Origin of the sequence: Sphingomonas fuzhouensis (assembly GCF_034659795.1) — a bacterium.
Lineage (GTDB): Bacteria > Pseudomonadota > Alphaproteobacteria > Sphingomonadales > Sphingomonadaceae > Sphingomonas > Sphingomonas fuzhouensis.
Genome location: NZ_JAXSQY010000001.1, coordinates 643,556 through 669,492, shown reverse-complemented (window position 1 = coordinate 669,492; position 25,937 = coordinate 643,556). Strand labels below are relative to the sequence as shown.

Sequence of the window (25,937 nt, the reverse complement as noted above, 5' to 3'; positions counted from 1 at the left end):
CCTTTTCTGTCCGCCCCGAACCGTTGGTCGCGGGCTTTAACGGTACGGCGCATCGGCGGCAAGGTTCGCCGCGATCGCGCTTTCCCAGCGGTCACCGTTATCGAGCAACTTCGACTTGTCGTAGATCAGCTCTTCGCGGGTCTCGGTCGAAAATTCGAAGTTCGGACCCTCGACGATCGCATCCACGGGGCAGGCCTCCTGGCACAGCCCGCAATAGATGCACTTGGTCATGTCGATGTCGTAGCGCGTCGTGCGGCGGCTGCCGTCGTCGCGGGGTTCCGCCTCGATCGTGATCGCCTGGGCGGGGCAGATCGCCTCGCACAGCTTGCACGCGATGCACCGCTCCTCGCCATTGGGATAGCGACGCAGCGCGTGCTCGCCCCGGAAGCGTGGGGAAATCGGGTTCTTCTCGTACGGATAGTTGATCGTCGCCTTCGGCTTGAAGAAGTAGCGAAGGGTCAGCGCATGGCCCTTCACGAACTCCCACAGCGTAAAAGCCTTGACGTACTGAGCGACGCTCATGCCGGAACTCCCACGCGCGCATACATCAGCACGCCAGACACCAAGAATACCCAGAACAGCGACACCGGCAGGAACACCTTCCAGCCCAGCCGCATCAGCTGGTCGTACCGGTAGCGCGGTACGGTCGCCTTCACCCAGGAAAAGACGAAGAAGAAGAAGCACATCTTCAAGAGCAGCCAGACGATGCCCGGCACGGCGTAAAGCGGCGCCCAGTCGAGCGGCGGCAGATAGCCACCCCAGAACAGGATCGCGTTCAGCGCGCACATCAGGATGACGTTGGCATATTCACCCAGCCAGAACAGCGCGAACGACATCGAGCTATATTCGGTCTGGTAACCCGCGACGAGCTCCGACTCCGCTTCGGTCAGATCGAACGGCGCGCGCTGCGTCTCGGCCAGTGCCGAGATGAAGAACATGATCGCCATCGGGAAGAGCAGCGGGTTGAGGAAGAAGCCGTTGACGGGCGTGTTCAGCACACCCTTCTGCGCCTCGACGATATTCGTCAGGTTGAAGCTGCCCGACCACATCACGACCGAAATCAGGATGAAGCCGATCGCGACTTCATAGGACACCATCTGCGCGGCCGCACGAAGCGCCGAGTAGAAGGGATATTTCGAGTTCGATGCCCAGCCCGACAGGATCACGCCATATACGCCCAGCGACGAAGCCGCGAGGACATAGAGCAGGCCGACATTGATGTTGGCGACGACCACGCCCGGCTGGAACGGGACCACTGCCCAAACGATCAGCGCGACCGTGAAGGTGATGATCGGCGCCAGCAGGAACAGCCCGCGATTGGCGGCCGCCGGAACGATGGTTTCCTGCAGGAAGACCTTCAGACCGTCGGCGAAGGACTGAAGCAGACCGAAGGGACCAACCACGTTCGGCCCCCGGCGCAGCGCCATCGCCGCCCAGATCTTGCGGTCGACATAGATGACCATCGCGACGGCCAGCATCAGCGGCAGCGCGATCGCCAGAATCCCGACCAGCGTCGCGATCGTCCAGGCCCAGCCATAAGGAAGGCCGAGCGTCGTGTTGAAAAACGCGGTCACTCCGCTGCCTCCGCATAGCTCTCACCATGGACCAGTTCGGCCGAGCAGCGCTGCATCGTCGGGCTGGCGCGACAGATCGCGTTGGTGAGGTAGAAGTCCTTGATCGGATACCCCTCGAGCGTGCCGCTCGCGGTCGCGTCCAGCGACGGTGCGGCCCAGTCGAAGGTCACGAGGCCGACCTGGCCCAGCGCCGGAACCTCTGCGGCCATGGCAGCGCGCAGCTGTTCCAGCGTGTCGAACGGCAAGGTCTGGCCCAGCACTTCGGACAGCGCGCGGAAGATCGTCCAGTCGTCGCGCGCATCGCCAGGCGCGAACACCGCGCGGTCGCCACGCTGCACCCGGCCTTCGAGGTTGACCCAGGTGCCCGACTTCTCGGCATAGGTCGCACCCGGCAGGATGACATCGGCGTGATGCGCACCCTTGTCGCCATGATGGCCGACGAACACCTTGAAGCTATTGGAGAAGTTGGCGAAATCGACCTCGTCGGCGCCCAGGAAGAAGGCGAGCTTCGGCGCGGCCGAAACCACGTCCGCAATGCCGCCCTTCTGCGCATAGCCGAGCATCAGCCCGCCCATACGAGCCGCCGCCATGTGAACGACATTATAGCCGTTCCAGGCCGAACCATCCTCCAGCGTCCGCACCAGATTGAACTGGTCGACAAGCTTCAGGCTGGCGCCATGTGCACCCTTCAGCGCAGCACCACCGACGATCACCATCGGACGCGCGGCCTTGCCGAACAGCTCGGTCACGACCTCGGGCAGGTTGCCCAGCACCGACAGGTCGGCGCCCAGCCACTCGACCTTGTAGGTCAGGTCGGTTTCGGGGCCGATCGCGAAGACCTTCGCGCCCTTCTTGATCGCCTTGCGGATACGGGTGTTAACCAGCGGCGCTTCCCAGCGCAGATTGGTGCCGATCAGCAGGATCGCATCGGCGCGCTCGACGCCCGCGATGGTCGTGTTGAAGTTGACCGCAGCCAGGCTCGACACGTCATAGTCCATACCAGTCTGACGACCTTCGAGCAACGACGACCCCATCTTGGCGAGCAGCGCCTTGGCGGCGAACATCGTCTCGCAATCGACCAGATCACCGGCGATCGCGGCGACGCTCGAACCCGCATTCATGTCACGGATCGCGGCGAACGCCTCGTCCCAAGTCGCGGGCACCAGCTTGCCGTCGCGGCGGATGAACGGACGGTCGAGACGACGACGGACCAGACCGTCGATCGCGTGACGCGTCTTGTCGCTCGCCCACTCCTCATTCACCTCGTCGTTGATCCGCGGCACGCAGCGCAGCACCTGACGACCCCGGCTGTCGAGGCGGATGTTCGTTCCCACCGCATCCATCACGTCGATGGCGAGCGTCTTCTTCAGCTCCCAGGGACGCGCCTCGAACGCATAGGGCTTGGACGTCAGCGCGCCCACCGGGCACAGGTCGACGACATTGCCCGACAGCTCGCTCGACACGGCCTGTTCGAGGTAGGACGTGATCTGCATGTTCTCGCCGCGATAGATCGCGCCGATCTCCTCCACGCCCGCGACCTCTTCGGCGAAGCGGACGCAGCGGGTGCACTGGATGCAACGGGTCATGACCGTCTTCACGATCGGACCCATATATTTCTCGGTGACGGCCCGCTTGTTCTCGTCATAGCGGCTATGGCCCTTGCCATAGGCCATGGACTGGTCCTGCAGGTCGCACTCGCCGCCCTGATCGCAGATCGGGCAGTCCAGCGGGTGGTTGATGAGCAGGAATTCCATCACGCCTTCGCGCGCGGCCTTCACCATCGGGGTGGTGGTGAAGATTTCCTGATTGTCCGCCGCCGGAAGCGCGCACGACGCCTGCGGCTTGGGGGGCCCAGGCTTCACCTCGACCAGGCACATGCGGCAATTGCCCGCGATGGACAGCCGCTCATGATAGCAGAAGCGCGGGATTTCCTTGCCCGCCAGCTCACAGGCCTGGAGCACGGTGGCACCCTGCGGCACCTCGATCTCGACGCCGTCGACTTTGACCTTAGGCATTATTCGGCAGCTTCCATCATCGGGGCGTTGCCGCCCGTCTCGCCTTTGCGTTCGCGAATGCGGCGTTCCATCTCCGGGCGGAAGTGGCGGATCAGGCCCTGGATCGGCCAGGCCGCCGCGTCGCCCAGCGCGCAGATGGTGTGGCCTTCGACCTGCTTCGTCACCTGGAACAGCGTGTCGATCTCGGCCACATCGGCATCGCCGGTGCGCATCCGCTCCATCACACGCCACATCCAGCCGGTGCCTTCACGGCACGGCGTGCACTGGCCGCAGCTCTCATGCTTGTAGAAGTACGACAAGCGGCTGATCGCGCGGACGATGTCGGTCGACTTGTCCATGACGATGACGGCCGCCGTGCCGAGACCCGATCCGACCGCCTTCAGGCCGTCGAAGTCCATCGGCGCGTCCATGATCTCGGCGGCGGGCACCAACGGCACCGACGAACCACCCGGGATCACCGCGAGCAGATTGTCCCAGCCGCCGCGAATGCCGCCGCAATGCTTCTCGATCAGCTCGCGGAAGCTGATCGACATGCTTTCCTCGACCACGCAGGGGCGATCGACATGGCCGGAAATCTGAAAGAGCTTGGTGCCCTTGTTGTTCTCACGCCCGAAGGAGGAAAACCATTCGGCGCCGCGACGCAGGATCGTCGGAGCGACCGCGATCGACTCGACGTTGTTGACCGTCGTCGGGCAGCCATAGAGGCCCGCACCCGCCGGGAAAGGCGGCTTCAGGCGCGGCTGGCCCTTCTTGCCCTCCAGGCTTTCGATCATCGCGGTCTCTTCACCGCAGATATACGCGCCCGCGCCCCGGTGAACGAAGACGTCGAAATCGTAACCCGAGCCACAGGCATTCTTGCCCAGGAAGCCCCGGTCATAGGCCTCGGCCACCGCTGCGAACAGCGTCTCGGCCTCGCGGATATATTCGCCGCGAATATAGATATAGGCCGCCCGCGCGCGCATCGCGAAGCCCGCGACCAGCGCGCCCTCGATCAGCTTGTGCGGATCGTGGCGGATGATCTCGCGGTCCTTGCAACTGCCCGGCTCGGACTCGTCGGCGTTGATGACCAGGAAGCTCGGCCGGTCGGGGCGCGGTTCCTTGGGCATGAAGCTCCACTTCATGCCGGTCGGGAAGCCGGCCCCGCCACGTCCACGCAGACCCGACGCCTTGATGACGTCGATGATCTTGTCCTGGCCCAGCTCGAGCAGCGCCTTGGTATTGTCCCAATCGCCGCGCTTCATCGCCGCGTCGACGTTCCACGGCTGATAGCCGTAGAGATTGGTGAAAATGCGGTCCTTGTCAGCGAGCATTATGCGCCCCACTCCCCGCGATAGTCGTGATTGTCGCCGACCATGGCGGTCAGCGTGGTCGGACCGCCGATCGGCTCGACCGTGTGGCGACCCGGCTCCTGGGTGCCGGTCTTCGGATGCTCGCCCTTGGCCAGCGCCTCGAGGATTGTGACCGTACGGTCGTAATCCAGGTCCTCGTAATTGTCGTCGTTGATCTGGACCATCGGGGCCGAGGCGCAATTGCCCATGCACTCGACCTCGGTCAGCGTGAACATGCCGTCGGGCGTGGTCTTGCCCTTGATGAGGCCCTTATTCTTGCACGCCGCCAGCACGTCGTCCGACCCGCGCAGCATGCACGGCGTCGTGCCGCACACCTGCACATGATAGCGACCGACCGGCGCGAGGTTGAACATCGTGTAGAAGGTCGCGACCTCATAGATGCGCATGTACGCAACGCCGAGCTGACGCGCGACGAACTCGATCACCGGCACCGGCAGCCAGCCTTGCGTCTGCGTCTCCGCGCCGACCTGGCGCTGGGCCAGATCAAGGAACGGGATCGAGCAGGACTGCTCGCGGCCCTTCGGATAGCGCGCGAGAATCTCGTTCGCCTTCTTCTGGTTCTCGTCGGTCCAGGCGAAATTGCCCCAGCGGGCGCGGACTTCCGCCTCGTCGGGGATGTTGGGAGCGTCAGCCATTCTTCTTACCTGTCATCAGGTGTGCCGCGATCGTGCCACCAATAAGGCCAATGAGCGCGGATACGTCGCCTCCGGTGACATTCCAATGCTGGATGCCGACCAAACTCAGAACCATCCACCCCGCAGCAAAACACGCCGCAACAACTATGAGGCGAAGTCCAAGTTTTTCACGCGAGAGGATCACCGGTCACACTCCCCGAACACGATGTCCATCGCGCCCAGGATCGCGGTCGTATCCGCCAGCATATGGCCCTTGGACATGAATTCCATGGCCTGGAGATGGCTGAACGCGGTCGGGCGAATCTTGCAGCGATAGGGTTTGTTCGATCCGTCGGAGACGAGATACACGCCGAATTCGCCCTTGGGGCTTTCGGTCGCGACATACACTTCACCGGCGGGGACGTGATACCCTTCGGTATAGAGCTTGAAGTGGTGGATCAGCGCTTCCATCGAGCGCTTCATCTCACCGCGCTTGGGCGGCGTGACCTTGCGATCACTGGCCAGCACTGGACCTTCGGGCATCTGCGCCAGGCACTGCTTCATGATCCGGGCCGACTGGCGCACTTCCTCGACACGCACCATGAACCGGTCATAGCAATCGCCGCTGGTGCCCACCGGCACGTCGAAGTCCACCTTGTCATAGGCGTCATAGGGCTGCGACTTGCGCAAATCCCACGGAATGCCCGAGCCGCGGATCATTGGGCCGGAGAAGCCCCACTTGATCGCGTCCTCGCGGTTCACCACCGCGATGTCGACATTGCGCTGCTTGAAGATGCGGTTGTTGGCGACGAGGCCGATCGCATCCTCGAACAGCTGCGGCAGACGGGTATCGAGCCAGTCGGCGATATCGGTCAGCAGCTTGAGCGGCACGTCCTGGTGGACGCCACCGACACGGAAATAATTCGCATGCATGCGCGCGCCCGAGGCGCGCTCATAGAAGTTCATGCAGTCTTCGCGGATTTCGAACATCCACAGGTTCGGCGTCATCGCGCCGACGTCCATCACATGGCTGCCCAGATTGAGCATGTGGTTCGAAATGCGCGTCAGCTCGGCAAAGAACGTCCGCAGATACTGCGCGCGCAGCGGTACTTCGAGGTCGAGCAGCTTTTCGACCGCGAGCACATAGCTGTGCTCCATGCACATCGGCGAGCAGTAATCGAGGCGGTCGAAATAGGGCAGCGCCTGCGAATAGGTCTTGTACTCGATCAGCTTCTCGGTGCCGCGATGCAGCAGGCCGACATGCGGATCGACGCGCTCGACGATCTCGCCGTCCAGCTCCATAACGAGGCGCAGCACGCCGTGCGCCGCCGGATGCTGCGGGCCGAAGTTGATCGTATAGTTCTGGATCGACACGTCGCCCGTGGTCGGGTCGACCGCATCGGTCTTGTGGAGCAGTTCGTCGACATAGTCGCTCACTGATTCTGTCCTCCGCCCTTGCCCGGCACGACGTCCGGGTCCTGGGGCTTACCTTCGGCCTTGTTGCCCGGATGCGGTTCACCCGCGCCCGTCTGCTTGGGGCTTTCGGTGGTCTTGGTCTCGGGCGCGTTGGCGGCGGCGGTCTTGTCCGGCGCGGCGTCGGCCTTCTTCACCGCGTCGGCGCTGGCCGGGGTCTGAGCCCCCTTACCCTGCGCCTGCGTGCCCTTCTCGTCGCCGGGAAGGACATATTCAGCACCTTCCCACGGGCTCTGGAAGTCGAAGTTGCGGAAGTCCTGCGCCAGCTTCACCGGCTCATAGACGACGCGCTTTTCCTCTTCCGAATAGCGCAGCTCGGTATAACCGGTCAGCGGGAAGTCCTTGCGCAGCGGATGGCCGCGGAAGCCATAGTCGGTCAGGATGCGACGCAGGTCGCTATTCCCTGAGAACAGCACGCCGTACAGGTCATAGACCTCACGCTCCAGCCAGCCCGCGACCGGCCACAGGCCCGTCACCGACGGCACCGGCTTGTCCTCGTCGGTGCAGACATGGACGTGCAGGCGGTGGTTGCGGGTCAGCGAGAGGAGGCAATAGACCACCTCGAAACGCTCGTCGCGCTCGGGATAGTCGACGCCCGCAATCTCCATCAGCTGCTGATATTCCAGCCCCTTGGTATCGCGCAGCGCGGTCATCGCGGGCACCAGGTTCGCGCGATCGACGATCAGCGCGACCTCACCGACATGCTCGCGCGCATCGACCAGCCACGGGCCAAGCGCGGCGCGGGCCGCATCGATCACGCCGTCATTCGCGGCGAAACGGGGAGCAGGCGCCCTCACCGTTCGATGCTCCCGGCGCGGCGGATCTTCCGCTGCAGCTGCATCACGCCATACAACAGCGCTTCGGCGGTCGGCGGACAGCCGGGGACATAGATGTCCACGGGCACGATCCGGTCACAGCCGCGCACCACCGAATAGCTGTAATGATAATAGCCGCCGCCATTGGCGCAGCTGCCCATCGAGATGACGTATTTCGGGTTCGACATCTGGTCGTACACACGACGCAGCGCCGGAGCCATCTTGTTGCACAACGTGCCCGCGACGATCATCACGTCCGACTGACGCGGCGACGCGCGCGGTGCGGCTCCGAAGCGCTCCATGTCGTAACGCGGCATGTTGACGTGGATCATCTCCACCGCGCAGCACGCCAGACCGAAGGTCATCCACCAGAGCGAGCCGGTGCGCGCCCATTGGAACAGTTCCTCGGTCGAGGTCACGAGGAAGCCCTTGTCGGTCAGCTCGCCGTTCAGACCATCGAAGAAGCCCTGATCGGGCTGGACGACGGCCTGGCCATCATGGACGAGTCCGCCATGGGCCTGCGGCTTGAACTCAACCGGACCGGAGTGAAGATTTACTCCCAATCCAACGCTCCCTTCTTCCACGCATAGACGAGACCCAGCGCGAGCTCGCCGATGAAGATCATCATCGAAAACCAGGCGGTCCAGCCGAGGCTGAAGACGCTGACCGCCCAGGGGTACAGAAACGCCGCTTCCAGATCGAAGATGATGAACAGGATCGCGACGAGGTAGAAACGCACGTCGAACTGGCTGCGCGGGTCTTCGAACGCGGGGAAGCCGCATTCATATTCGGACAGCTTCTGCTCGTTGGGCTGATGCGCACCGGTCAGGCGCGCCACCAGCATCGGCAGAAACACGAAGGCCGTCGACAGTGCCAGGGCAACGCCCAGGAACAGGAGGATCGGCAGATATTGCGACAGATCGACCAAGTTTTTCTCTCGCAGATGCGGAACTGGATGCGGATGGCTTTAGGCCGATGGGTCGGCCGGAGCAAGCCAGCGGAGGCATGAGAATGAATCGCAAGTGAACGCCGCCACCCGCTGTTATCCTCGAATTTTTACATGGTAATTCAGATGGTTGAGCGCAAGGGCCCCAGCCACTCGCGCTCAAATCCCACCAAATTCTTAACGCAGCGCGTTGGCCAGCAGCTTGTGCAGCTTGGAATGCAAGCCCTCATTGGCCGCCAGATACTCACCGCGCTCAAGCGACTTGTCGCTGCCGCGGAAGTCGCTGACGAAACCGCCCGCTTCGCGCACCAACAGCATGCCCGCCGCCGCGTCCCATGGCTTCAGGCCCGACTCCCAGAAGCCGTCATAGCGACCGGCGGCAACCCAGGCGAGGTCGAGCGCGGCCGAGCCGAAGCGGCGGATACCGGCGACCTGCGGCGCGATCGCCCCGAAAATGCGGCTCCACTGGACGAAATCACCATGCCCGAGGAACGGGATGCCGGTGGCGATCAGCGCCTCCGACAGATCGCGGCGCGACGACACGCGCAGGCGGCCGTCCTGCAACCACGCACCCCGGCCCTTTTCGGCCCAGAAGCTCTCGTCGGTCAGCGGCTGATAGATCAGGCCGGTCGTGACTTCGCGCTTGCCGTTGGGCATCTGCTCCTCGACCGCGATCGAGATGGCAAAGTGCGGGATGCCGTGCAGGAAGTTCGAGGTGCCGTCGAGCGGGTCGATGATGAAGCGCGGCTTCGACGGATCGCCCTTGATCTCGCCGCCCTCCTCCATGAGGAAGTTCCAGTCGGGACGGGCTTTCTTCAATTCCTCGAAGACAGTTTCCTCGGCGCGCTTGTCGGCCATCGACACGAAGTCGGCGGGACCCTTGCGGCTGACCTGGAGGTGCTGAACCTCGTTGAAGTCGCGGCGCAGACGCGGGGCAGCCTTGCGCGCGGCGCGTTCCATGATGGTGAGAAGCCCGGAGTGCGAGGCCATGATCGTCCTTTCGATCGCGCCGCTGCTTGCCCAGGGCGCTCTAATTGAAAAGGCCCGCCGCGAACGACGGGCCGGGACGGCGGATGACGGGGTCGCGCTTATATCGCGCCGGTCATCCGCCGATCGTCATCAGTCCGCGCGGCGGACGTAGGTCTGTTCGTACACGTCGACGACGATGCGCGTGCCGGACGCGATGTGCGGCGGCACCATCACGCGCACGCCATTGTCGAGGATGGCGGGCTTGTACGAAGACGAGGCGGTCTGCCCCTTCACCACCGCGTCGGCCTCGACGATGGTGGCTTCGATCTGGTCGGGAAGCTGGACCGAGATCGGCTTTTCCTCGTGCAGTTCCATCACGACATCCATGCCGTCCTGCAGGAAAGCGGCGGCATCGCCCAGCAGGTCGCGCGGCAGCGTGATCTGCTCATAGCTTTCCTTGTCCATGAAGGTCAGGTCGTCGCCTTCCGCGAACAGGAACTGGAAGTCCTTGGTGTCCAGGCGGACGCGCTCGACCGTCTCGGCGGAGCGGAAGCGGACGTTCGTCTTGCGGCCGTCGATGAGGTTCTTCATCTCGACCTGCATATATGCACCGCCCTTGCCAGGCTGGGTGTGCTGAATCTTCACGGCGCGCCAGATGCCGCCTTCATACTCGATGATGTTGCCGGGACGAATGTCCACGCCGCTGATCTTCATGGGTCTTCAACCTGCTGGAAAGAGCAAAGGATGCCGGGGCATGGAAGCGGCCCGGCGGTCCGTGTCGGCCGCTTTAGCCTGTGGCGCGCTTTCCGGCAAGCAGCGGATAGGGATCGACCGGCTCGCCCTGCCACCAGCCGTCGCCCGCGCGCATCCAGCTGATCGCGAAGTGGAGATGGGTGTTGCCCGCCCCCGCATTGCCGGTGTCGCCGACATAGCCGACCACCTGGCCGCGCCTGACCCGCTGCCCTTCGGCGATGCCGGGCGCATAGCCCTTGAGATGCGCATAATAGAGGCTCCAGCGGCCATCGCGCGAACGGATATAGAGGGTATGGCCGCCGCGATCGCTGTCGAACAATTTCTCGACCGTGCCGTTCAGCGCCGCGACGACGGGCGTTCCGGCGGGTGCGGGGAGGTCGATCCCCTCATGCCTGCGCGTGCCGCCCTCGCGCGGATCGCCCCAGTCATGATGGAGCGACGCCACCGGATAATCGGCGATCGGCATGGCGAGGGCCGCCGCACTGCCCGCCGCCGCCTGTTTGGCGGGAGCCGCGACGTCCGGCACCACGACCTCGCCCGGCCCGAAGGACAGCATCGACAGGAAGCCACCGACCGCGATGACGATCAGGGCCAGCATCACCCAGCCAAAACGCGACAGCGGCCCCCTGCCCCCGCCACGCCTCATTGCGGCAATGCCGCCATATTGCGCGCGGCGGATGGCTGGTGATCGACTGGCTTCACATTCTGCGCCGGGGTCGGATGCGTCGCCACGGCGACCAGTGCCATTGCCACGCCGCCGATAAGAGCGATTGCCAGTCTCTTCACGCCCGCTCCCCAGGTCCGCCTATCGATCCTAGGTTAAACGCGGGCGGGCGGAGCTTGTTTCCTCTGCGCAACGGACGCAGCGGCTACGGTCAGCGCAGGACCTCGGCAAAGGCCTTGACCGCCGCGGTCTCATCGCCGTTCCACACCGCGCCCGACACGGCGAGGAAGTCCGCGCCTGCCTTGACCAGCGGGGCGGCATTGGCAGGCGTGATGCCGCCGATCGCGACGCAGGGCAGTTCGAACAGCGCCGACCACCAGGACAGGATCACCGGCTCGGGCCGATGTTTGGTTTCCTTGGTCATGGTCGGGTAGAAGGCGCCGAACGCGACATAGTCCGCGCCCGCCTCGCCCGCTTCCATCGCCAGGTGGCGGCTGTCGTGGCAGGTGATGCCGATCTGGACCGAGGGGCCGAGCACGTCGCGGGCCTCGCGGGCGTCGCCGTCTTCCTGGCCCAGATGCACGCCGTCCGCGCCCAGCCGCTTGGCCAGGCTGATGCTGTCATTGACGATGAAGGCGACCTCGCGATCGGCGCAGATGCGCTGGAGCGGTTCGGCCAGCTTGGCGGCGGCGTGCTGGTCCATGTCCTTGACGCGGAACTGGAAGGCCGCGACCGGCCCGGCGTCGAGCGCGCGCGCCAAACGGTCGGCGAAATTACCGGTCACGTCGAGCGGCGAGATCAGATAGAGCTGGCAGGGCGGGCGCCGCACATCGCGGGTAAAGGCCGCGGCGAAATTCGGGTCGAGGGGCCCCAGGGGATCGTCATCAAGCGTCATGGCCCTCCCCCTAGCGCCTGACGCGGCATCCGTCACCTCTTTGGCGCGGCGGAGGAATGGGCGTCCCGGTTCCCCAACCGGAACGCCCAACCCTAGCAAGAACTTATTCTTCGTTCTTGTAGATCGCGATCAGCTTGTCGAGCATCGCCAGCGCCTCGTCACGCGGACGCTGGAAGGTGTTGCGGCCGATGATCGAGCCGTTGCCGCCACCGTCACGAATGTCGCGCGCGTCCTGATAGACGGCGTCCGCCCCCTTGGCGGCACCACCCGAGAAGACGACGATGCGACGACCCGCAAAGCTCGACTGGACGACATGGGCGACACGGTCGGACTGCTTCGACCAGTCCTTGCCCTCATAGGCCTTCTTTGCCTCGGCCTGCTCGATATGGTCGGTGGGCAGCTTCACCTTGATGATGTGCGCGCCGAGCAGCGCCGCCATGTGCGCGGCATAGGCACCGACGTCGAGCGCCAGTTCGCCGTCCTTGGTCAGCTTGCCGCCGCGCGGATAGCTCCAGATGACGGTGGCGAGGCCCGCCTCGCGCGCCTCGGCCGACAGGATCGCGATCTGGTCCATCGCGTCGAAAATGCCGTCCGAACCCGGATAGATGGTAAAGCCGATCGCCGCGCAGCCCAGCCGCACCGCGTCCTGCACGCTGCCCGTCACCGCCTGGGTGATCGAGGTGCCCCAGCTGTTCGAGCTGTTGATCTTCAGGATGGTCGGAATCTGGCCCGCAAAAGTGTCGGCGCCCGCCTCCAGCATGCCCAGCGGCGCGGCATAGGCCGACAGCCCGGCGTCGATCGCCAGCTGGAAATGGTAATGCGGGTCATAGGCGGGCGGGTTGATCGCGAAGCTGCGCGCCGGGCCATGCTCGAAGCCCTGGTCGACCGGCAGGATGATGACCTTGCCGGTGCCGCCCAGCTTACCCTGCATCAGGATGCGGGCGAGATTGGCCTTCACCGCGGCGGGTGTGCCTTCATATTTGTCGAGAATGGCTTTCACGATCGGGGTCATCAATTCTCTCCAGACGGATTTTGGGTTCGAAACGGGGTTAGAGCATCAGCCAGCGGCGCAGCGCCTGATCGACCTGCTCCATCCGGGTGGGCGAAGCATGGCCCAGCACTTTGACGATATGATTGCGCGGGATCGACAGAATCTTGTCCACCTGCACCTCGCACTCGACGGTCAGGCCGGTATGCTCGCGCGGGGAAAAGGCGACGCGGAACAGCGCCTCGCCGCCGACGACCGACGTCATGGGACAGACGGTGATGGTGTTATGCGTCTCGTTATAGAGATCAGACTGAACAACCAGGAAGGGCCGGTGATCGTTCCCCTCGCTTGTCGTCGCCAGCACGATGGCGGCATGCGAAATCTTCACGCCTCCGCCTCCTTGGCCAGCGCATTCCAGAAGGCGAAATCCTCCGGCGTGTCGCGTTTCGACGCGCGGGTCGACTGGCGGCGGGCTTCACGGCGATAGGCTTCGTCGTGCAGGTCGACATAGCGGCGCACCGCCTCACGGGCGATATCGCTCTTGCTGCGCCCTTGCGTGCGCGCGACGGCCGCCAGCCGCTCTTCCAATTCGGTATCGAGGCGGACGCCGAGCATTGCCACTTCCTTCGTTTAACGCGTTTAACCTAGCAAGTCGGACAAGTGGGATCAAGCGTCCTTGCGCCATGTCCAACCAAGGATCATCCTGATCCGGGGCGATTTGGGGGGAGGAAAAGGATGACGGGGATTCGGTGGGCGCTGGCTGCGGCGCTGATGATGTCGACGGCCGCCCCTCCGGCCATCGCCAAGTCCGCACCGGAATTGGGTGAGATGGCGCCCGATTTCGATCTGACGCTGATCGACGGCAGTCATGTCCGGCTGGCCGATCTGCGGGGACAGGTGGTCGTGCTGAACTTCTGGGCGACCTGGTGCGGGCCGTGCCGGGCCGAGCTGCCGCTGCTCGACCAATATTATCGCATCCAGGGCAAACATGGCTTGAAGGTGTTCGCGGTGGCGACCGAGGATTCGCTGCCCCTCTACAAGCTGAAACCGCTGTTCGCCGCGATGGCCATTCCTTCGGCGCGGCGGATCAAGGGGCCTTATGCGATACTGGGCGCGGTGCCGACCAACTACATCATCGATCGCGCCGGACGCGTCCGCTACGCCAAGGCGGCGGCGTTCGATATCGACGATCTCAACCGGCTGTTGGTGCCGCTGTTGAAGGAAACCCCGCCGCCAGCGGCGACGGGGTCGTAGCGATGTAATCTTCCTCCCCTGCAAGGGGAGGGGGACCAGCGAAGCTGGTGGAGGGGTGTCTCCGTTTATGGGGTAGGTCCACCCTCGCCGATGGTGACACCCCTCCGTCAGGCCTTCGGCCTGCCACCTCCCCTTACAGGGGAGGATTTGGATTAGGCCATCAGCGCAGCGACGCCGGGCAGGTCCTGCCCTTCCATCCACTCCAGGAACGCGCCGCCCGCCGTCGAGACGAAGGTGAACTGCGTGCCGACGCCCGCCTGGTTGAGCGCGGCGACGGTATCACCGCCCCCTGCGACCGAGACGAGGCTGCCGTCCTGGGTCAGCGCCGCCGCCGTCTTGGCCAGCGCGACGGTCGCCATGTCGAAGGGTGGCGTCTCGAACGCGCCGAGCGGGCCGTTCCAGACCAGGGTGCGGCAGTTCTTCAACACGTCGCCGAGCGCTTCGACCGCATTGGGGCCAAGGTCGAGGATCATCTCGTCGGCGGCGACTTCGTGCACGTTGACAGTGCGCGTCTCGGGGTTCGGCTTGAACTCGCGTGCCACCACCACATCATAGGGCAGGTGGACGGTACAGCCCGCCTTGTCCGCCGCCTCAAGGATCTCCTCGGCGGTGCCGGTCAGGTCATGCTCGCACAGCGACTTGCCCACATCGACCCCGCGCGCGGCGAGGAAGGTGTTGGCCATGCCGCCGCCGATGATGAGGTGATCGACCTTGCCGACCAGATGCTTGAGGACGGCGAGCTTGGTCGAAACCTTGGCCCCGCCGACCACCGCCGCGACGGGGTGCTCGGGATTGCCCAGTGCCTTTTCCAGCGCGTCGAGTTCGGCCTCCATCGCCCGGCCCGCAAAGGCGGGAAGCTGGCGGGCCAGCCCTTCGGTCGAGACGTGCGCGCGGTGCGCCGCCGAAAAGGCGTCGTTGACGTAGAGATCGCCGAGCTTCGCGATCTGCGCCGCCAGTTCGGCGTCGTTCTTTTCCTCACCGGCATGGAAGCGGGTGTTTTCCAGGATCGCGATATCGCCGGGGTTCAGCGTCGCAACGGCAGCCTCCGCCGCCTCGCCCGCCACATCGTCGATGAAGCGGACCGGACGGCCCAGCACGTCGCCATAGGGCTGGGTCAGCATCGCCAGCGAGAATTCGGGGTTACGCTGCCCCTTGGGGCGGCCGAAATGGGCGAGGATCAGGACGATCGCGCCCTTGTCGGCCAGTTCGGTCACGGTCGCGATCGTCGCGCGCAGGCGGGTGTCGTCGGTGACGCGGCCATCGGCCATCGGCACGTTCAGATCCTCGCGGACCAGCACGCGCTTGCCCTGGACATCGCCCATATCGTCGAGCGTCTTGAAGGCCTTGGTCATGATTCCTCGATCCTGATTGTATCGCCGATGCGGATCGTGCCGCCCTCGATCACCTTGCTGCACGCGCCACCGCGCCAGTCAGGCCGAAGAGCCGCCTGCAATCCATCGGCGATCGCGTCCATGCGGTGGCACGGATCGCATTCCATGGTGATTTGCAGCAGGACAGTCCCGATACGAAGCCGGGTGCCCGGAATTTGGGGAAGGTCGAAATCCTCGACCAGCAGGTTCGCCCGGCGCTCCTGCCAGGGGATGTCACGATCGATCTCGGCCAGCGCGGCGTTCCAGTCGACCCGCTCGATCAGCGTCACTTGACGCCGCCCGCGACCGCCGGGCTTCACACGCCCGCGCACATCGCCTTCGATGCCGCCCTCCAGGGTGACGATGGCGGTGTCGATCACCGCCATCGGCCCTTTCGGCACGGCATGGCGGGCGATACCGGCCAGACGCCCGGTCATCGCCCGCGTCGTCATCAGAGGAACTTCGCCATCGCGGTCGCGGTGTCGACCATGCGGTTCGAGAAGCCCCATTCATTGTCGTACCAGGACACGACGCGCACCAGCTTGCCGTCGATCACCGCCGTCTCCAGGCTGTCGACGGTCGAGGACTGCGGCGAGTGCATCAGGTCGATCGAGACCAGCGGCTCGTCGGTATAGACCAGCACGCCCTTCAGCGCCTCGCTCTCCGACGCCGCCTTCAGGATCGCGTTGACCTCTTCCTTGGTCGTGTCGCGCGCGGGCGTGAAGGTCAGGTCGACCAGGCTGACGTCCGGGGTCGGCACGCGGATGGCCGAGCCGTCCAGCTTGCCCTTCAACTCGGGGAGAACCTCACCCACCGCGCGGGCAGCACCCGTGGTGGTCGGGATCATCGACATGGCGGCGGCGCGGGCGCGGCGCAGGTCGGGGTGGATCTGGTCGAGGATCTTCTGGTCGTTGGTATAGGCGTGGACCGTCGTCATCAGGCCGCGCTCGATACCGATCGCGTCGTTCAGCACCTTGGCGACCGGCGCCAGGCAGTTGGTGGTGCATGAGGCGTTCGACACGATGGTGTGGTCGGCGGTCAGCTTGTCATGGTTGACGCCGTACACGACGGTCAGGTCGACATTCTTGCCCGGCGCCGAAATCAGCACCTTCTTCGCGCCCGCCGCGATATGCTTTTCGCACGACGCCTTGTCGGTGAAGAAGCCGGTGCACTCCAGCACCAGGTCGACGCCCAGTTCCTTGTGCGGCAGGTTGGCCGGATCACGCTCGGCGGTGACGCGGATGCGCTTGCCGTCGATCACGATGTCGTTGCCCTCGGCCGACACTTCGCCCGGATAGCGGCCATGGATGCTGTCGCGGCTGAACAGCCAGGCATTGGACTTGGCGTCGGCGAGATCGTTGATCGCGACCAGTTCCAGCGCGCCCTCGCCACGCTCGAGGATCGCACGCGCGACCAGACGACCGATGCGGCCGAAACCGTTGATTGCAACCTTGACCGTCATGCCAGCAAGCTCCTGTCTCTTACGGGCCGTGCCTTGGACGGCACCGCCCCCGGTTGGATGGAGATCGTTCAGATGATTCCATCGTTCGCGCCACGCCTTTCGGAGCCGCGCGAGTGTCTGTCAACCGCCGCAGCGCCGCTGGCCGTCCAATTCCGGGTTGCCGCATGAAACCAGCCTGCTAAGCCCCTTTCATGCCCGAACCTATTGCCGACGACGTCCTTTCCTCCGTCGAGCGGATCGACCGCGCGATCGCCCGCATCGAACGGGCGATCCGAACCCGCGCCACCAAGGAGGATGCGCTCGCCCGCCGTCACGCCGCGCTGAAGGCGCGCATGGCCGAGGCGGTGAGCGCCCTTGATGACGTCATCAGCCGGGGGAGCGCCGCCTGATGGCCGAGGTGACGATCCTGGTCGGCGACCGGCCGCACCGCGTGGCGTGTCAGGACGGCGGCGAGGCCCGCGTCCGGATGCTGGGCCAGATGCTCGACCAGCGCTGGTCGGCGGCGCTACGCGCCTCGGGCGGCCATAATGGCGAGCGGGCGCTGCTGTTCGTGGCGCTGATGCTGGCCGATTCCCTGGAAGAGGCCGAACGGCGTCCCCCCGCAGGCGCCGCAGTCAGCGAAGCCGCGCTCGCCCGCATCGCCGAGCGGCTGGAGGGGCTGGCCGATGCGCTGGATGAGGAAGGACACCCTTGAGTATCCTTGGGCGCTCGCCTACATGGGTTGGCGGCGGGCTCTGCCCGGTACGAGCCACGATAATCCCTGAGGCTATTCTTCATCCAAGGGGGCTGTCCCTGCCCGGACCCTGGTCCGACGTACATGGTCCCCACCTGACGTATTGGGCGTCGGTGGATATTACGGCAAACGGCCATGGCGGTCCCGCCACCCGCCCCACCCTGTCATGATCGATAAGCGTACCCTGCGCGCCCGGATGCGGGCCCTGCGCGACGCGCACGGCCCCGGCCTGCTGCCGGTGGCAAGGCCCTTTCTGGACCGGCTGTTCCCCAATCTCGTCATTGCCGCCTATCGCCCCCTGAGGGCGGAGGCCGATCCTGCACTGTGGGTCGAGGCCGCGCTTCATGCGGGCGCGACCCTCGCCCTGCCCCATGTCGTCGACCGGGAGAACCCGATCCGCTTCCTGCGATGGGCGCAGGGGCAGGATTTGCATGTCGGAGCGTTCGGCCTGCACCAGCCCGCCGACGACGCGCCGGAATGCCGCCCCGACATCATCCTGACGCCACTGGTCGGCTTCGACCGGCGCGGCAATCGGCTGGGACAGGGCGCAGGCCATTATGACCGCGCCTTTGCCGCCCATCCCGATGCCTGGCGCGTCGGCCTTGCCTGGGGCGTCCAGGCGGTCGAGCAACTGGCGCCCGATCCTTGGGACGTGCCGCTTCACGCCATCGCCACCGAATCGGAATGGATCGTCCCATGACCCCCAGTTGGCGCAAACCCGCCGGAATGCTGCTGATCGTCGCGATCATCATCGCCTGGGCGGCACTGGTCGCCAGCCTGTCCGCGACCATCGGCCAATGGCATTGGGTGTTGCAACTGGCCTTCTACATCGTCGCCGGGATCATATGGATCACACCGATGAAGCCGCTGCTGCGCTGGATGGAGGGTGGTCGGCGCTGACGAAGCCGTCGCTGGGATGACGCGGGGAGAACCCAGCGCTGTCGGCAAACAAAAACGCCATCCCGAAGGATGGCGCGAGTGACGGGGCTCGAACCCGCGACCTCCGGCGTGACAGGCCGGCGCTCTAACCAACTGAGCTACACCCGCTTGAAAGCCATGTGATGCCTACCAATGTAGGCATCGGCCCCAATGGGGATTTCGATATTTTCAGCCATTCCGGTAAGGGAATGGCGCGAGTGACGGGGCTCGAACCCGCGACCTCCGGCGTGACAGGCCGGCGCTCTAACCAACTGAGCTACACCCGCTGAAAGCGTCGAGGCGCGCCAACTAGGCGAGCCTTCCGAACCTGTCAACGCATCATTTCATTTTTCTTGCGGAACGTCCTCCGGGTCGGTTTCGCGGTCGAGATGGGTGAGCGTTCCATGCTCGAACAGGAAGCCCGCGATATCGGGCTTTCCGGCCGCCTTCAGGACGGTTTGCAGGATGATGAGCAGCGGCACCGCCAGCAATGCGCCGAGCGTGCCCCAGACCCATCCCCAGAAGCTCAACGAGATCAGGATCAGCACCGGGCTGATGGTCAGGCGATGTCCGACGATCAGCGGGGTGATGAGGTTCGCCTCGATCAGGTGCATCCCGTACATGATCGCAGGCGGCGCCAACGCGACCCAGATGTCGCTGAAGGTCATCAGACCGCCCACCGCCAGCAGCAGCGCCCCGATCACCGGACCGAAATAGGGGATATAATTAAGCAGCGCGACGATACCGCCCCACATCAGCGGATAGGGCATGCCGAACAGCGACAAGGCCCCCGCCACCGCGCCACCCAAGGCCAGGTTGATGATGGTGATCGTGCCCAGATAGGCCGAGACGTCGTCCACCACCTCCTGGATCACCCGCGCGGTCGCCATCGCGCCGTCGAAGCTGGTCCGCCCGCGAATCGTCTCCTTTCGCATCCGGGTCCAGCCGGACAACACGAAGAAGACGACGAGGACGCCGAACAGGAACTGCACGATCAGCGCCGGTGCCGAGGTCGCCGCCAGTTCGAGGATCGAGCTGGGCGGCGACACGGCCGATGTCTGCGCCTGGCGGATGGGGGTGGAGGCGACCTGGCGCAGCGCCTTGTTCACATAGTGTTCGAGGCTGGAATAGAGGTCGAGCAGGGGCGCCAGATTGGACTGGATGCGCCCGATCCGGCTGGGCAGCAGGCGGAAGAAGTCGGTCGCGGGCACGATGATCGCCGCCAGCGCGATATTCGCGACGATCAGGAACAGGAGCACGCACATCAGTGCCGCGAGCGCCGAGGGCACGCGCCGCCGCTCCAGCCATTCCAATATGGGCACCAGCGCGATCGCGATGACCAGCGCGGTGGTCAGCGGCAGGAAGAATTCGGCCCCCTCATGGAGCGCGAAGGGCAAGGCCAGGATAAATCCCGCCCCCGCCGTCAGGGTCAGCCCGGCGAGCAACCGGTCGCGCCGCATCGCGATCCGCACCGCATCGCGCGGCCCCATGCCCACCGGCACCCCCAGGATCGAATCACCCGCCGGATAAGCCTTGTCGACCACGTCGTCATGCACGTCACTCATGACGGTCACGTTAGCGGCTTTCCCATGGTAGAAAAGCCGCTAACGCCGTCAGACGATGACCTTTATGTCATGTGAGGCGTACATGTCGCCCCATGGGCCGCGTCACCAGGCGCGGGGGATGCCGCCGGTGCGTTCCGCCACCGCATTTTCAATCGACTGAAGCTGGGTCCGGGTCAGCACCCCGGCCTCCATCAGATGGCGCATCAGTTCCTCGGTCAATGCCGCCAGGAAGTGCAGTTCGGCACGTTCCGAGACACCATCATCGTTCACACCGTCCATCGCCTTCTCCCAGCCAGATCGCTGCCGACTGTGTAGCGAGCCCCCCAACAGCGCGAAAGCATCTTTTGGTGCGTCCCAGTTCCACCGCCCCGGCCCGAATCCCGGCCTTTCGGGTTGACGTTTACGTTAACGTTTCCCATCACTTGGCCGATGAACGCGACACCCCGCCCCCGCCCCTCGTCCGATCAACTGGCGCAAGGCCTGGTCGCGCTGCTGGATGTCGAGGAGATCGACACCGATCTCTATCGCGGCGCCCGGCGCCCCGGCGGTCAGGGCCGCGTCTTCGGCGGGCAGGTGATCGCGCAGGCGTTGCAGGCCGCACAGCGCGCCACGGATGCGCCGCGCATCGCCCATTCGCTCCACGCCTACTTCATGCGGCCCGGCGACGAGCGGTTTCCGATCATCTACCGGGTCGAACGCGATTTCGAGGGGCGCAGCTTCGCCACCCGCCGGGTGATCGCGATGCAGAAGGGCAAGCCGATCCTCAACATGGCCTGCTCGTTCCAGACACCCGAAGCGGGCATGCATCATCAGGACGCGATGCCCGACGTTCCCGCGCCCGACGCGCTCCCGTCCGAACACACCCTGCTCGCGCAGCTGGGCGATCAGGTGCCGACGCAGATCCGTGCCTTTCTCGAACGCCCGCGCCCGATCGAGTTGCGTCCCGTCGATCCGCGTCAGATGCTCGCCCCCGAACCACGCGAGCCGGTCCAGGCGATCTGGTTCCGGCTGGTCGCGCCGATCGGCGATGATCCCGCGCTGCACCGGGCGATCCTGGCCTATGCCAGCGATTTCGCGCTGCTCGGCACCTCGACGCTGCCGCACGGGATCAACTGGCTGATCCACGACATGCAGACCGCGAGCCTGGACCATGCGCTATGGCTGCACGAGCCGTTCCGGGCGGACGAATGGCTGCTCTATACGACCGACAGCCCCTGGGCGGGCCATGCGCGCGGGTTCAACCGGGGGCGCATCTTCGCCGCCGACGGGCGGCTGGTGGCCAGCGTAGCGCAGGAAGGGCTGATCCGCCTGCGTGGGGGTGAGCCGGGAGCCATAGGCTAACGGCGGCGGCGATGCCGAAGCCCCGCCCGGCCGGTCCTGCGGGACCGGCTGCACCGTACCGTTTCGGGGCAGACGCCATACCCATTTTAGGATGATGACGGATTTTTCCTCCCTCTCCAGCGCGATGATGTGCAAATACCGGTGACGCACGACACTTCCGCTTCTAAACATGGCCGATCGCGTCGTCATGCGCCGCGACCATCGGAGAGGATGCAAGGGATGGCGGCAACGTCCGTCGGTGAAGGACAGAATACCGAGCGCTATCGGCAGAAGCGTGATGCCATATTGGCGGCGGCGGCGCAGGCGATCAACGAACAATCGGCCAAGGGCCTGACCTTTGCCGATGTCGCGCGCCGCGTCGGGCTGAACACCACCAGCGTCACCTATTATTTCCGCCGCAAGGAGGATCTGGCCGCCGCGGCGTTCGAACACACGCTGGAACGGTTGCTCGCGATGCTGGAAGAGGCCGCCGAAGAGGCGACGCCGCAAGCCCGTGTCGCCCGCTATCTGTCGATCAATATGGCGCGGCTCGCGCGGATCGAACGCGGTGAAGAAACGCCGTTCGCCGTGCTGTCCGACCTGCGCGCGATGGAAGAGCCGATCCGGGGCCGGTTGATGGCCGGTTGGCAAAAGGTCTTCCGCGCCACCCGCAGCCTGTGGGGCCCCGCCCCCAGCCGTGCGCATACCGACCTGCACGGCGCCCGCGCGCATGTCCTGCTGGAAAACACCTTCTGGCTGCCGATGTGGCTGGGCCGGTACGAGCCCGACCAATATGCGCGTGTCGAGGAACGGCTGCTCGACGTGCTGACCCATGGCATCGCCGCGCCCGGTGCGCACTGGTCGCCCGCCATGCTCGACCTCGATGCCCGGACGGCGGACGAGCACGAGCCGGGGCGCGAGGCATTTCTGCTGGCGGCGACGCGGCTCATCAACCAGCTCGGCTATCGCGGCGCCAGCGTACAGCGCATCGCGTCCGAGCTGAACGTGACCAAGGGCAGCTTCTACCATCATCTCGACGCCAAGGACGATCTGGTCGCCGCCTGTTATCGCCGCAGCTTCGACACCATCACCACCGCCCAGCAACTGGCCGACGCCGCCGGGGGCAGCCATTGGCATCGTTTGTCGAGTGCGATCGCGACGTTGCTCGACATCCAGTTCGCCGAGCGCGGGCCGCTGCTGCGCACCACCGCGCTCGCCAGCCTGCCCGGTGACGTGCGCGCCCAGATGGTCGAACGGTCCAACCGGATCGCGCGGCGCTATGCGGGCACGATCATGGACGGCATCGGCGAAGGATCGATGCGCGCGGTCGATGCGCTGATCGCGGCGCAGGCGCTGATGGCGATCCAGAACGCCGCCTTCGACATGCGCAAATGGGCGGGCACGATGGCGCGCCCCCATGCCATCGCGCTCTACGCCTCGACGATCCTCTACGGCATGTTCGACGACCGCTTTCTGGACTGAGGCACACAATTTGCGACAATTGCGGGGGCGGTCCGACATGATCGGGCGACAGCCGGGGCGCAGAAAGGCCATCGTCCGGCGGGGACTTCACCCTTGCCGTCAAGAGGATGCCCACCCCATGCGAAAGACCCTGATCGGCCTTTCCCCCGCCCTGCTGCTGAGCGCCGCGATATTCAGCACGACTGCGGCCCATGCCCAGAGTGACGCACCGCCACCCCCGCCCGGCGGCGGGATGCGCGGCGGCCTGATGGGGCTGCAACCGGATGCCAGCGGCAACATCACCCGCGCCGCCGCGCTCGCCGCTGCCGACCGGCGCTTCGCCGCGATGGATGCCAATCACGACGGCACCGTCACGCCCGAGGAAATGCAGGCCTATCGCGCGCAGCAGCGGGCCGAACGCGCTGCCCGCCGTCCCGAGGGCGCACGCCCCGACCGGCCGGGTCGCCCCGCGCCGCAGCCGATAACCGCCGACGCCTTCCGCGCCCGCGCCGCCGCGATGTTCGATCGGCTCGACACCAATCATGACGGCAAGATCGACCCGGCGGAACGCGCCGCCGCCCCACGCTGGGGCGGCCGTCATGGCGGCGGCATGACCGCCCCCGATCGGCCCCGGCCCGACGCCGACTGATCGACTGCAAGAGGGACGGGCCATTCTCCCCCGGCCCGTCCCTTTTGCGGCTTGCGCCCGCCATGCTAGACACCGATCCTATGTCCGAAACGCCGCATTTGCTGCTCGTCGACGATGAGCGTTCGATCCGCGAGCCGCTGGCCGTCTATCTCACCAAACAGGGTTTCCGCGTGACGCAGGCGGGCGACGCCGCCTCGGCACGCACGCGGCTGGCCGCCTATGCCATCGACTTGGTCATCCTGGACATCATGATGCCGGGCGAGGACGGCCTGTCGCTCTGCCGCCATATCGCCGCGACCAGTGAGGTGCCGGTCATCCTGCTGACCGCGCGGGCCGAGGAAACCGACCGGATCGTCGGACTGGAGATGGGGGCGGACGATTATGTCGTGAAGCCCTTCTCCCCGCGCGAGCTGGCGACGCGTGCCAAGGTCGTGCTGCGCCGGACCCAGGCGGGCGGCGCGCGCCACCATGCACCCGACAGCGGCTCCTATGCCTTTGCGGGCTGGGTGCTGAAATCGGGCGAACGCTCGCTGGTCGACCGCGAGGGTGTGTCGGTGATGCTGTCCACCGGCGAATATAACCTCCTCCTCGCGCTGGTCAGCCGCCCGCGCCAGGTGTTGACCCGCGATCAGTTGCTCGACCTCACCCAGGGGCGCGAGGCCGCCGCCTTCGACCGGGCGATCGACAATCAGGTCAGCCGCCTGCGCCGCAAGATCGAGGCGGACCCTAAATCGCCCGAGATCATCAAGACGGTCTGGGGCGGCGGCTATACGCTCGCCGCCGAAGTCACGCGCCTGTGACGCCCAGGCCCGTGAAGCTCCGCTTCTGGCCACGTCGGCTGGCGGCGCAGATGGCGCTGCTGCTCGCCATCGCGCTGTTCGTGGCACAGGCGATCAGCTTCGTCCTGCTGCTCGGCGAGCGGCGGACGCTGGTGCTGGAGCAGGTGACGGGCCCCTCGGTCGCGCGGCTGAACGACGCGATCGAACGAAGCGCGTTGGGGCGCGGCCCAGGTCCCGATCGCGGTCGGGTGCGGCGATTGCCGGCCAATCCGGTCAAGCCGGACCTGCCCCGCGTCGCCGTCGTCGAATCGATCGTGCGCGAAGGCATGAAGGAACTCGGCCACCCGGTCCGTCAGGTCGTGACCGGCGTCCGCCCGTTCAACACCGCCGATTTCGACTGGCCGCGTCGCCGCTTCGACCGCAACCGCCATCCGGAAGACGAAATACTGATCGCGGTCGAGACGCCGAAAATGGGCTGGTTCGTGACGCGGGCGGGCTGGCCACGCGAGGGGCTGTTCCTGGTCTGGCGCCTCTTCTTCCAGACCTTGATCCTCTACGGCATCATCCTGCTTCCCGTGCTGTGGATCGGGCGGCGCATCTCGCGGCCCTTGCGCGACCTGACCCGCGCGGCCGAGCGGTTCGACCCGCGCGTACCGGGCGAGCCCATTCCCGAACAAGGGCCGCTCGACGTGTCGGGCCTGATCGCCGCCTTCAACGCGCTGCGGCTGCGGATCGGAGCGATGCTGGAGGAAAAGGACCGGATGCTGGGTGCGATCGGGCATGACCTGCGCACGCCGCTCGCCGCGCTGCGCGTCCGGATCGAGTCGGTCGAAGACGAGCAGGACCGGCTGCGCATGGCCGACACCATCGCCGAGATGAACAAGACGCTGGAGGATATCCTCTCGCTGGCGCGCATGGGGCGGCCGAGCGAGGCGGAGACCGATGTCGACCTGAACGCGCTGGTCGATGCGGTCGTCGCCGACTTCCACGATCTGGGGCAGGACGTGACCTTCGAGGAGCGCGGGCGCCTGCGCCTGAAACTGCGCCCCTCGCTGATGCGGCGCGCGGTGCGCAATCTGATCGAGAATGCGGTCAAATATGGCCATGCCGCCGATGTCCGCATCGATGCGCAGGCCGAGCATGTCGCGATCATCGTCGCCGACCAGGGCCCCGGCATCGCCGAGGAGCAGTTGGAGACGGTGTTCGATCCCTTCACCCGGTTGGAAACCTCGCGCAACCGCGACACCGGTGGGGTGGGCCTGGGCCTCGCCCTCGCCCGCTCGATCGTGCGCGAGGCGGGGGGCGACATTCGCCTCACCAACCGGCCCGAGGGCGGACTGGCGGCGACGATTACCCTGCCGCGCTCCTAGA

At 65.6% G+C, this 25,937-nt stretch carries 33 protein-coding genes and 2 tRNA genes; 10 read left to right on the top strand and 25 right to left on the bottom strand.

Annotated elements, in window-relative coordinates; translation table 11 throughout:
- Positions 1–36: 36 nt before the first annotated feature.
- The 18 genes from nuoI to U1H82_RS03075 all read right to left on the bottom strand — a co-directional run bounded on the left by nuoI (position 37) and on the right by U1H82_RS03075 (position 13,670).
- Positions 37–522: an NADH-quinone oxidoreductase subunit NuoI gene (nuoI, locus tag U1H82_RS03160; RefSeq protein ID WP_007403979.1), complete on the bottom strand. Its 486-nt coding sequence runs from the start codon at positions 520–522 to the stop codon at positions 37–39.
- Positions 519–1,574 carry an NADH-quinone oxidoreductase subunit NuoH gene (gene nuoH, locus U1H82_RS03155; protein ID WP_322963474.1) on the bottom strand — a complete coding sequence of 352 codons (1,056 nt, stop codon included), beginning with the start codon at positions 1,572–1,574 and terminating at the stop codon, positions 519–521. Before nuoH ends, nuoI begins: the two co-directional genes overlap by 4 nt.
- Positions 1,571–3,589 (bottom strand): NADH-quinone oxidoreductase subunit NuoG, encoded by a 2,019-nt coding sequence (nuoG, locus tag U1H82_RS03150; RefSeq protein WP_322963473.1) that lies wholly within the window; start codon positions 3,587–3,589, stop codon positions 1,571–1,573. Before nuoG ends, nuoH begins: the two co-directional genes overlap by 4 nt.
- Positions 3,589–4,899 carry an NADH-quinone oxidoreductase subunit NuoF gene (gene nuoF, locus U1H82_RS03145; protein ID WP_058745084.1) on the bottom strand — a complete coding sequence of 437 codons (1,311 nt, stop codon included), beginning with the start codon at positions 4,897–4,899 and terminating at the stop codon, positions 3,589–3,591. Before nuoF ends, nuoG begins: the two co-directional genes overlap by 1 nt.
- Entirely contained in the window at positions 4,899–5,573 is a 675-nt protein-coding gene (locus U1H82_RS03140) for a complex I 24 kDa subunit family protein (RefSeq protein WP_322963472.1), read from the bottom strand. The genes nuoF and U1H82_RS03140 overlap by 1 nt, the downstream gene beginning before the upstream one ends.
- Positions 5,566–5,757 (bottom strand): hypothetical protein, encoded by a 192-nt coding sequence (locus tag U1H82_RS03135; RefSeq protein ID WP_322963471.1) that lies wholly within the window; start codon positions 5,755–5,757, stop codon positions 5,566–5,568. The genes U1H82_RS03140 and U1H82_RS03135 overlap by 8 nt, the downstream gene beginning before the upstream one ends.
- Positions 5,754–6,989: an NADH-quinone oxidoreductase subunit D gene (locus U1H82_RS03130; protein ID WP_322963470.1), complete on the bottom strand. Its 1,236-nt coding sequence runs from the start codon at positions 6,987–6,989 to the stop codon at positions 5,754–5,756. Before U1H82_RS03130 ends, U1H82_RS03135 begins: the two co-directional genes overlap by 4 nt.
- Positions 6,986–7,822: an NADH-quinone oxidoreductase subunit C gene (locus tag U1H82_RS03125; RefSeq protein ID WP_322963469.1), complete on the bottom strand. Its 837-nt coding sequence runs from the start codon at positions 7,820–7,822 to the stop codon at positions 6,986–6,988. Before U1H82_RS03125 ends, U1H82_RS03130 begins: the two co-directional genes overlap by 4 nt.
- Entirely contained in the window at positions 7,819–8,403 is a 585-nt protein-coding gene (locus U1H82_RS03120; RefSeq protein WP_375339480.1) for a NuoB/complex I 20 kDa subunit family protein, read from the bottom strand. Before U1H82_RS03120 ends, U1H82_RS03125 begins: the two co-directional genes overlap by 4 nt.
- Positions 8,394–8,768 (bottom strand): NADH-quinone oxidoreductase subunit A, encoded by a 375-nt coding sequence (gene ndhC / locus U1H82_RS03115; RefSeq protein WP_230481820.1) that lies wholly within the window; start codon positions 8,766–8,768, stop codon positions 8,394–8,396. The genes U1H82_RS03120 and ndhC overlap by 10 nt, the downstream gene beginning before the upstream one ends.
- A 195-nt stretch (positions 8,769–8,963) precedes the next feature.
- Positions 8,964–9,776, bottom strand: coding sequence for an inositol monophosphatase family protein (locus tag U1H82_RS03110; RefSeq protein WP_322963468.1), 813 nt, complete (start codon positions 9,774–9,776; stop codon positions 8,964–8,966).
- Positions 9,777–9,905: 129 nt separating this feature from the next.
- Positions 9,906–10,469, bottom strand: coding sequence for an elongation factor P (gene efp / locus U1H82_RS03105; protein ID WP_007403968.1), 564 nt, complete (start codon positions 10,467–10,469; stop codon positions 9,906–9,908).
- A gap of 73 nt (positions 10,470–10,542) precedes the next feature.
- The gene (locus U1H82_RS03100; protein WP_322963467.1) at positions 10,543–11,154 is read right to left on the bottom strand and encodes a M23 family metallopeptidase; all 612 of its coding nucleotides are present in this window, start codon (positions 11,152–11,154) and stop codon (positions 10,543–10,545) included.
- Positions 11,151–11,294 (bottom strand): hypothetical protein, encoded by a 144-nt coding sequence (locus tag U1H82_RS03095; RefSeq protein ID WP_322963466.1) that lies wholly within the window; start codon positions 11,292–11,294, stop codon positions 11,151–11,153. Before U1H82_RS03095 ends, U1H82_RS03100 begins: the two co-directional genes overlap by 4 nt.
- Positions 11,295–11,383: 89 nt before the next feature.
- Positions 11,384–12,067, bottom strand: a complete 684-nt coding sequence (thiE, locus tag U1H82_RS03090) for a thiamine phosphate synthase (protein WP_322963465.1) — start codon at positions 12,065–12,067, stop codon at positions 11,384–11,386.
- Positions 12,068–12,170: 103 nt separating this feature from the next.
- The gene (locus tag U1H82_RS03085) at positions 12,171–13,079 is read right to left on the bottom strand and encodes a class I fructose-bisphosphate aldolase (protein WP_322963464.1); all 909 of its coding nucleotides are present in this window, start codon (positions 13,077–13,079) and stop codon (positions 12,171–12,173) included.
- 37 nt (positions 13,080–13,116) lie between these two features.
- On the bottom strand, positions 13,117–13,443 hold the full coding sequence (locus tag U1H82_RS03080) for a type II toxin-antitoxin system PemK/MazF family toxin (protein WP_322963463.1): 327 nt from the start codon (positions 13,441–13,443) through the stop codon (positions 13,117–13,119).
- Complete coding sequence (locus U1H82_RS03075) at positions 13,440–13,670, bottom strand: ribbon-helix-helix protein, CopG family (protein ID WP_322963462.1); 231 nt, start codon at positions 13,668–13,670, stop codon at positions 13,440–13,442. The genes U1H82_RS03080 and U1H82_RS03075 overlap by 4 nt, the downstream gene beginning before the upstream one ends.
- Positions 13,671–13,790: 120 nt before the next feature.
- On the opposite strand from U1H82_RS03075, the gene U1H82_RS03070 reads away from it, so the two are divergent.
- Positions 13,791–14,309 (top strand): TlpA family protein disulfide reductase, encoded by a 519-nt coding sequence (locus U1H82_RS03070; RefSeq protein ID WP_322963461.1) that lies wholly within the window; start codon positions 13,791–13,793, stop codon positions 14,307–14,309.
- A gap of 152 nt (positions 14,310–14,461) precedes the next feature.
- Here U1H82_RS03070 and U1H82_RS03065 read toward each other — a convergent pair whose 3' ends face one another.
- Genes U1H82_RS03065 through gap form a run of 3 tightly spaced genes read right to left on the bottom strand, consistent with a single transcriptional unit; the run spans position 14,462 to position 17,141 of the window.
- Positions 14,462–15,661: a phosphoglycerate kinase gene (locus tag U1H82_RS03065; RefSeq protein WP_322963460.1), complete on the bottom strand. Its 1,200-nt coding sequence runs from the start codon at positions 15,659–15,661 to the stop codon at positions 14,462–14,464.
- A complete protein-coding gene (locus tag U1H82_RS03060) occupies positions 15,658–16,131 on the bottom strand; it encodes an MOSC domain-containing protein (RefSeq protein WP_322963459.1) in 474 nt (157 codons plus the stop codon). Before U1H82_RS03060 ends, U1H82_RS03065 begins: the two co-directional genes overlap by 4 nt.
- Positions 16,131–17,141: a type I glyceraldehyde-3-phosphate dehydrogenase gene (gene gap, locus U1H82_RS03055; RefSeq protein WP_042483227.1), complete on the bottom strand. Its 1,011-nt coding sequence runs from the start codon at positions 17,139–17,141 to the stop codon at positions 16,131–16,133. The genes U1H82_RS03060 and gap overlap by 1 nt, the downstream gene beginning before the upstream one ends.
- Before the next feature lie 191 nt (positions 17,142–17,332).
- Between gap and U1H82_RS03050 the strand changes: the two genes are divergently transcribed.
- From U1H82_RS03050 to U1H82_RS03035, 4 genes are all read left to right on the top strand, one after another.
- Positions 17,333–17,530 carry a hypothetical protein gene (locus U1H82_RS03050; protein WP_322963458.1) on the top strand — a complete coding sequence of 66 codons (198 nt, stop codon included), beginning with the start codon at positions 17,333–17,335 and terminating at the stop codon, positions 17,528–17,530.
- Positions 17,530–17,835, top strand: a complete 306-nt coding sequence (locus U1H82_RS03045) for a cell division protein ZapA (protein WP_322963457.1) — start codon at positions 17,530–17,532, stop codon at positions 17,833–17,835. Before U1H82_RS03050 ends, U1H82_RS03045 begins: the two co-directional genes overlap by 1 nt.
- 205 nt (positions 17,836–18,040) lie before the next feature.
- Positions 18,041–18,574, top strand: a complete 534-nt coding sequence (locus U1H82_RS03040; RefSeq protein WP_322963456.1) for a 5-formyltetrahydrofolate cyclo-ligase — start codon at positions 18,041–18,043, stop codon at positions 18,572–18,574.
- Positions 18,571–18,774 (top strand): DUF2842 domain-containing protein, encoded by a 204-nt coding sequence (locus U1H82_RS03035; RefSeq protein WP_322963455.1) that lies wholly within the window; start codon positions 18,571–18,573, stop codon positions 18,772–18,774. The genes U1H82_RS03040 and U1H82_RS03035 overlap by 4 nt, the downstream gene beginning before the upstream one ends.
- Positions 18,775–18,844: 70 nt before the next feature.
- On the opposite strand, the gene U1H82_RS03030 is transcribed toward U1H82_RS03035, so the two are convergent.
- The 4 genes from U1H82_RS03030 to U1H82_RS03015 all read right to left on the bottom strand — a co-directional run bounded on the left by U1H82_RS03030 (position 18,845) and on the right by U1H82_RS03015 (position 20,636).
- A tRNA-Asp gene (locus tag U1H82_RS03030) sits at positions 18,845–18,921 on the bottom strand.
- 81 nt (positions 18,922–19,002) lie between these two features.
- Positions 19,003–19,079: transfer RNA gene (locus tag U1H82_RS03025), tRNA-Asp, on the bottom strand.
- A 57-nt stretch (positions 19,080–19,136) separates the two neighbouring features.
- Positions 19,137–20,282, bottom strand: a complete 1,146-nt coding sequence (locus tag U1H82_RS03020; RefSeq protein ID WP_322963774.1) for an AI-2E family transporter — start codon at positions 20,280–20,282, stop codon at positions 19,137–19,139.
- Positions 20,283–20,459: 177 nt separating this feature from the next.
- Positions 20,460–20,636, bottom strand: a complete 177-nt coding sequence (locus tag U1H82_RS03015; RefSeq protein WP_322963454.1) for a hypothetical protein — start codon at positions 20,634–20,636, stop codon at positions 20,460–20,462.
- Positions 20,637–20,786: 150 nt separating this feature from the next.
- Between U1H82_RS03015 and U1H82_RS03010 the strand changes: the two genes are divergently transcribed.
- The 5 genes from U1H82_RS03010 (at position 20,787) to U1H82_RS02990 (ending at position 25,936) form a co-directional block, all read left to right on the top strand.
- Positions 20,787–21,698 (top strand): acyl-CoA thioesterase, encoded by a 912-nt coding sequence (locus tag U1H82_RS03010; RefSeq protein WP_322963453.1) that lies wholly within the window; start codon positions 20,787–20,789, stop codon positions 21,696–21,698.
- A gap of 219 nt (positions 21,699–21,917) precedes the next feature.
- A complete protein-coding gene (locus U1H82_RS03005; RefSeq protein WP_322963452.1) occupies positions 21,918–23,159 on the top strand; it encodes a TetR/AcrR family transcriptional regulator in 1,242 nt (413 codons plus the stop codon).
- A 118-nt stretch (positions 23,160–23,277) separates the two neighbouring features.
- Positions 23,278–23,787, top strand: coding sequence for an EF-hand domain-containing protein (locus tag U1H82_RS03000; RefSeq protein WP_322963451.1), 510 nt, complete (start codon positions 23,278–23,280; stop codon positions 23,785–23,787).
- Between the two features lie 80 nt (positions 23,788–23,867).
- Positions 23,868–24,587, top strand: a complete 720-nt coding sequence (locus U1H82_RS02995) for a response regulator (protein WP_056438153.1) — start codon at positions 23,868–23,870, stop codon at positions 24,585–24,587.
- Positions 24,588–24,637: 50 nt separating this feature from the next.
- Positions 24,638–25,936 carry a sensor histidine kinase gene (locus tag U1H82_RS02990; protein WP_322963773.1) on the top strand — a complete coding sequence of 433 codons (1,299 nt, stop codon included), beginning with the start codon at positions 24,638–24,640 and terminating at the stop codon, positions 25,934–25,936.
- Position 25,937 lies beyond the last annotated feature (1 nt).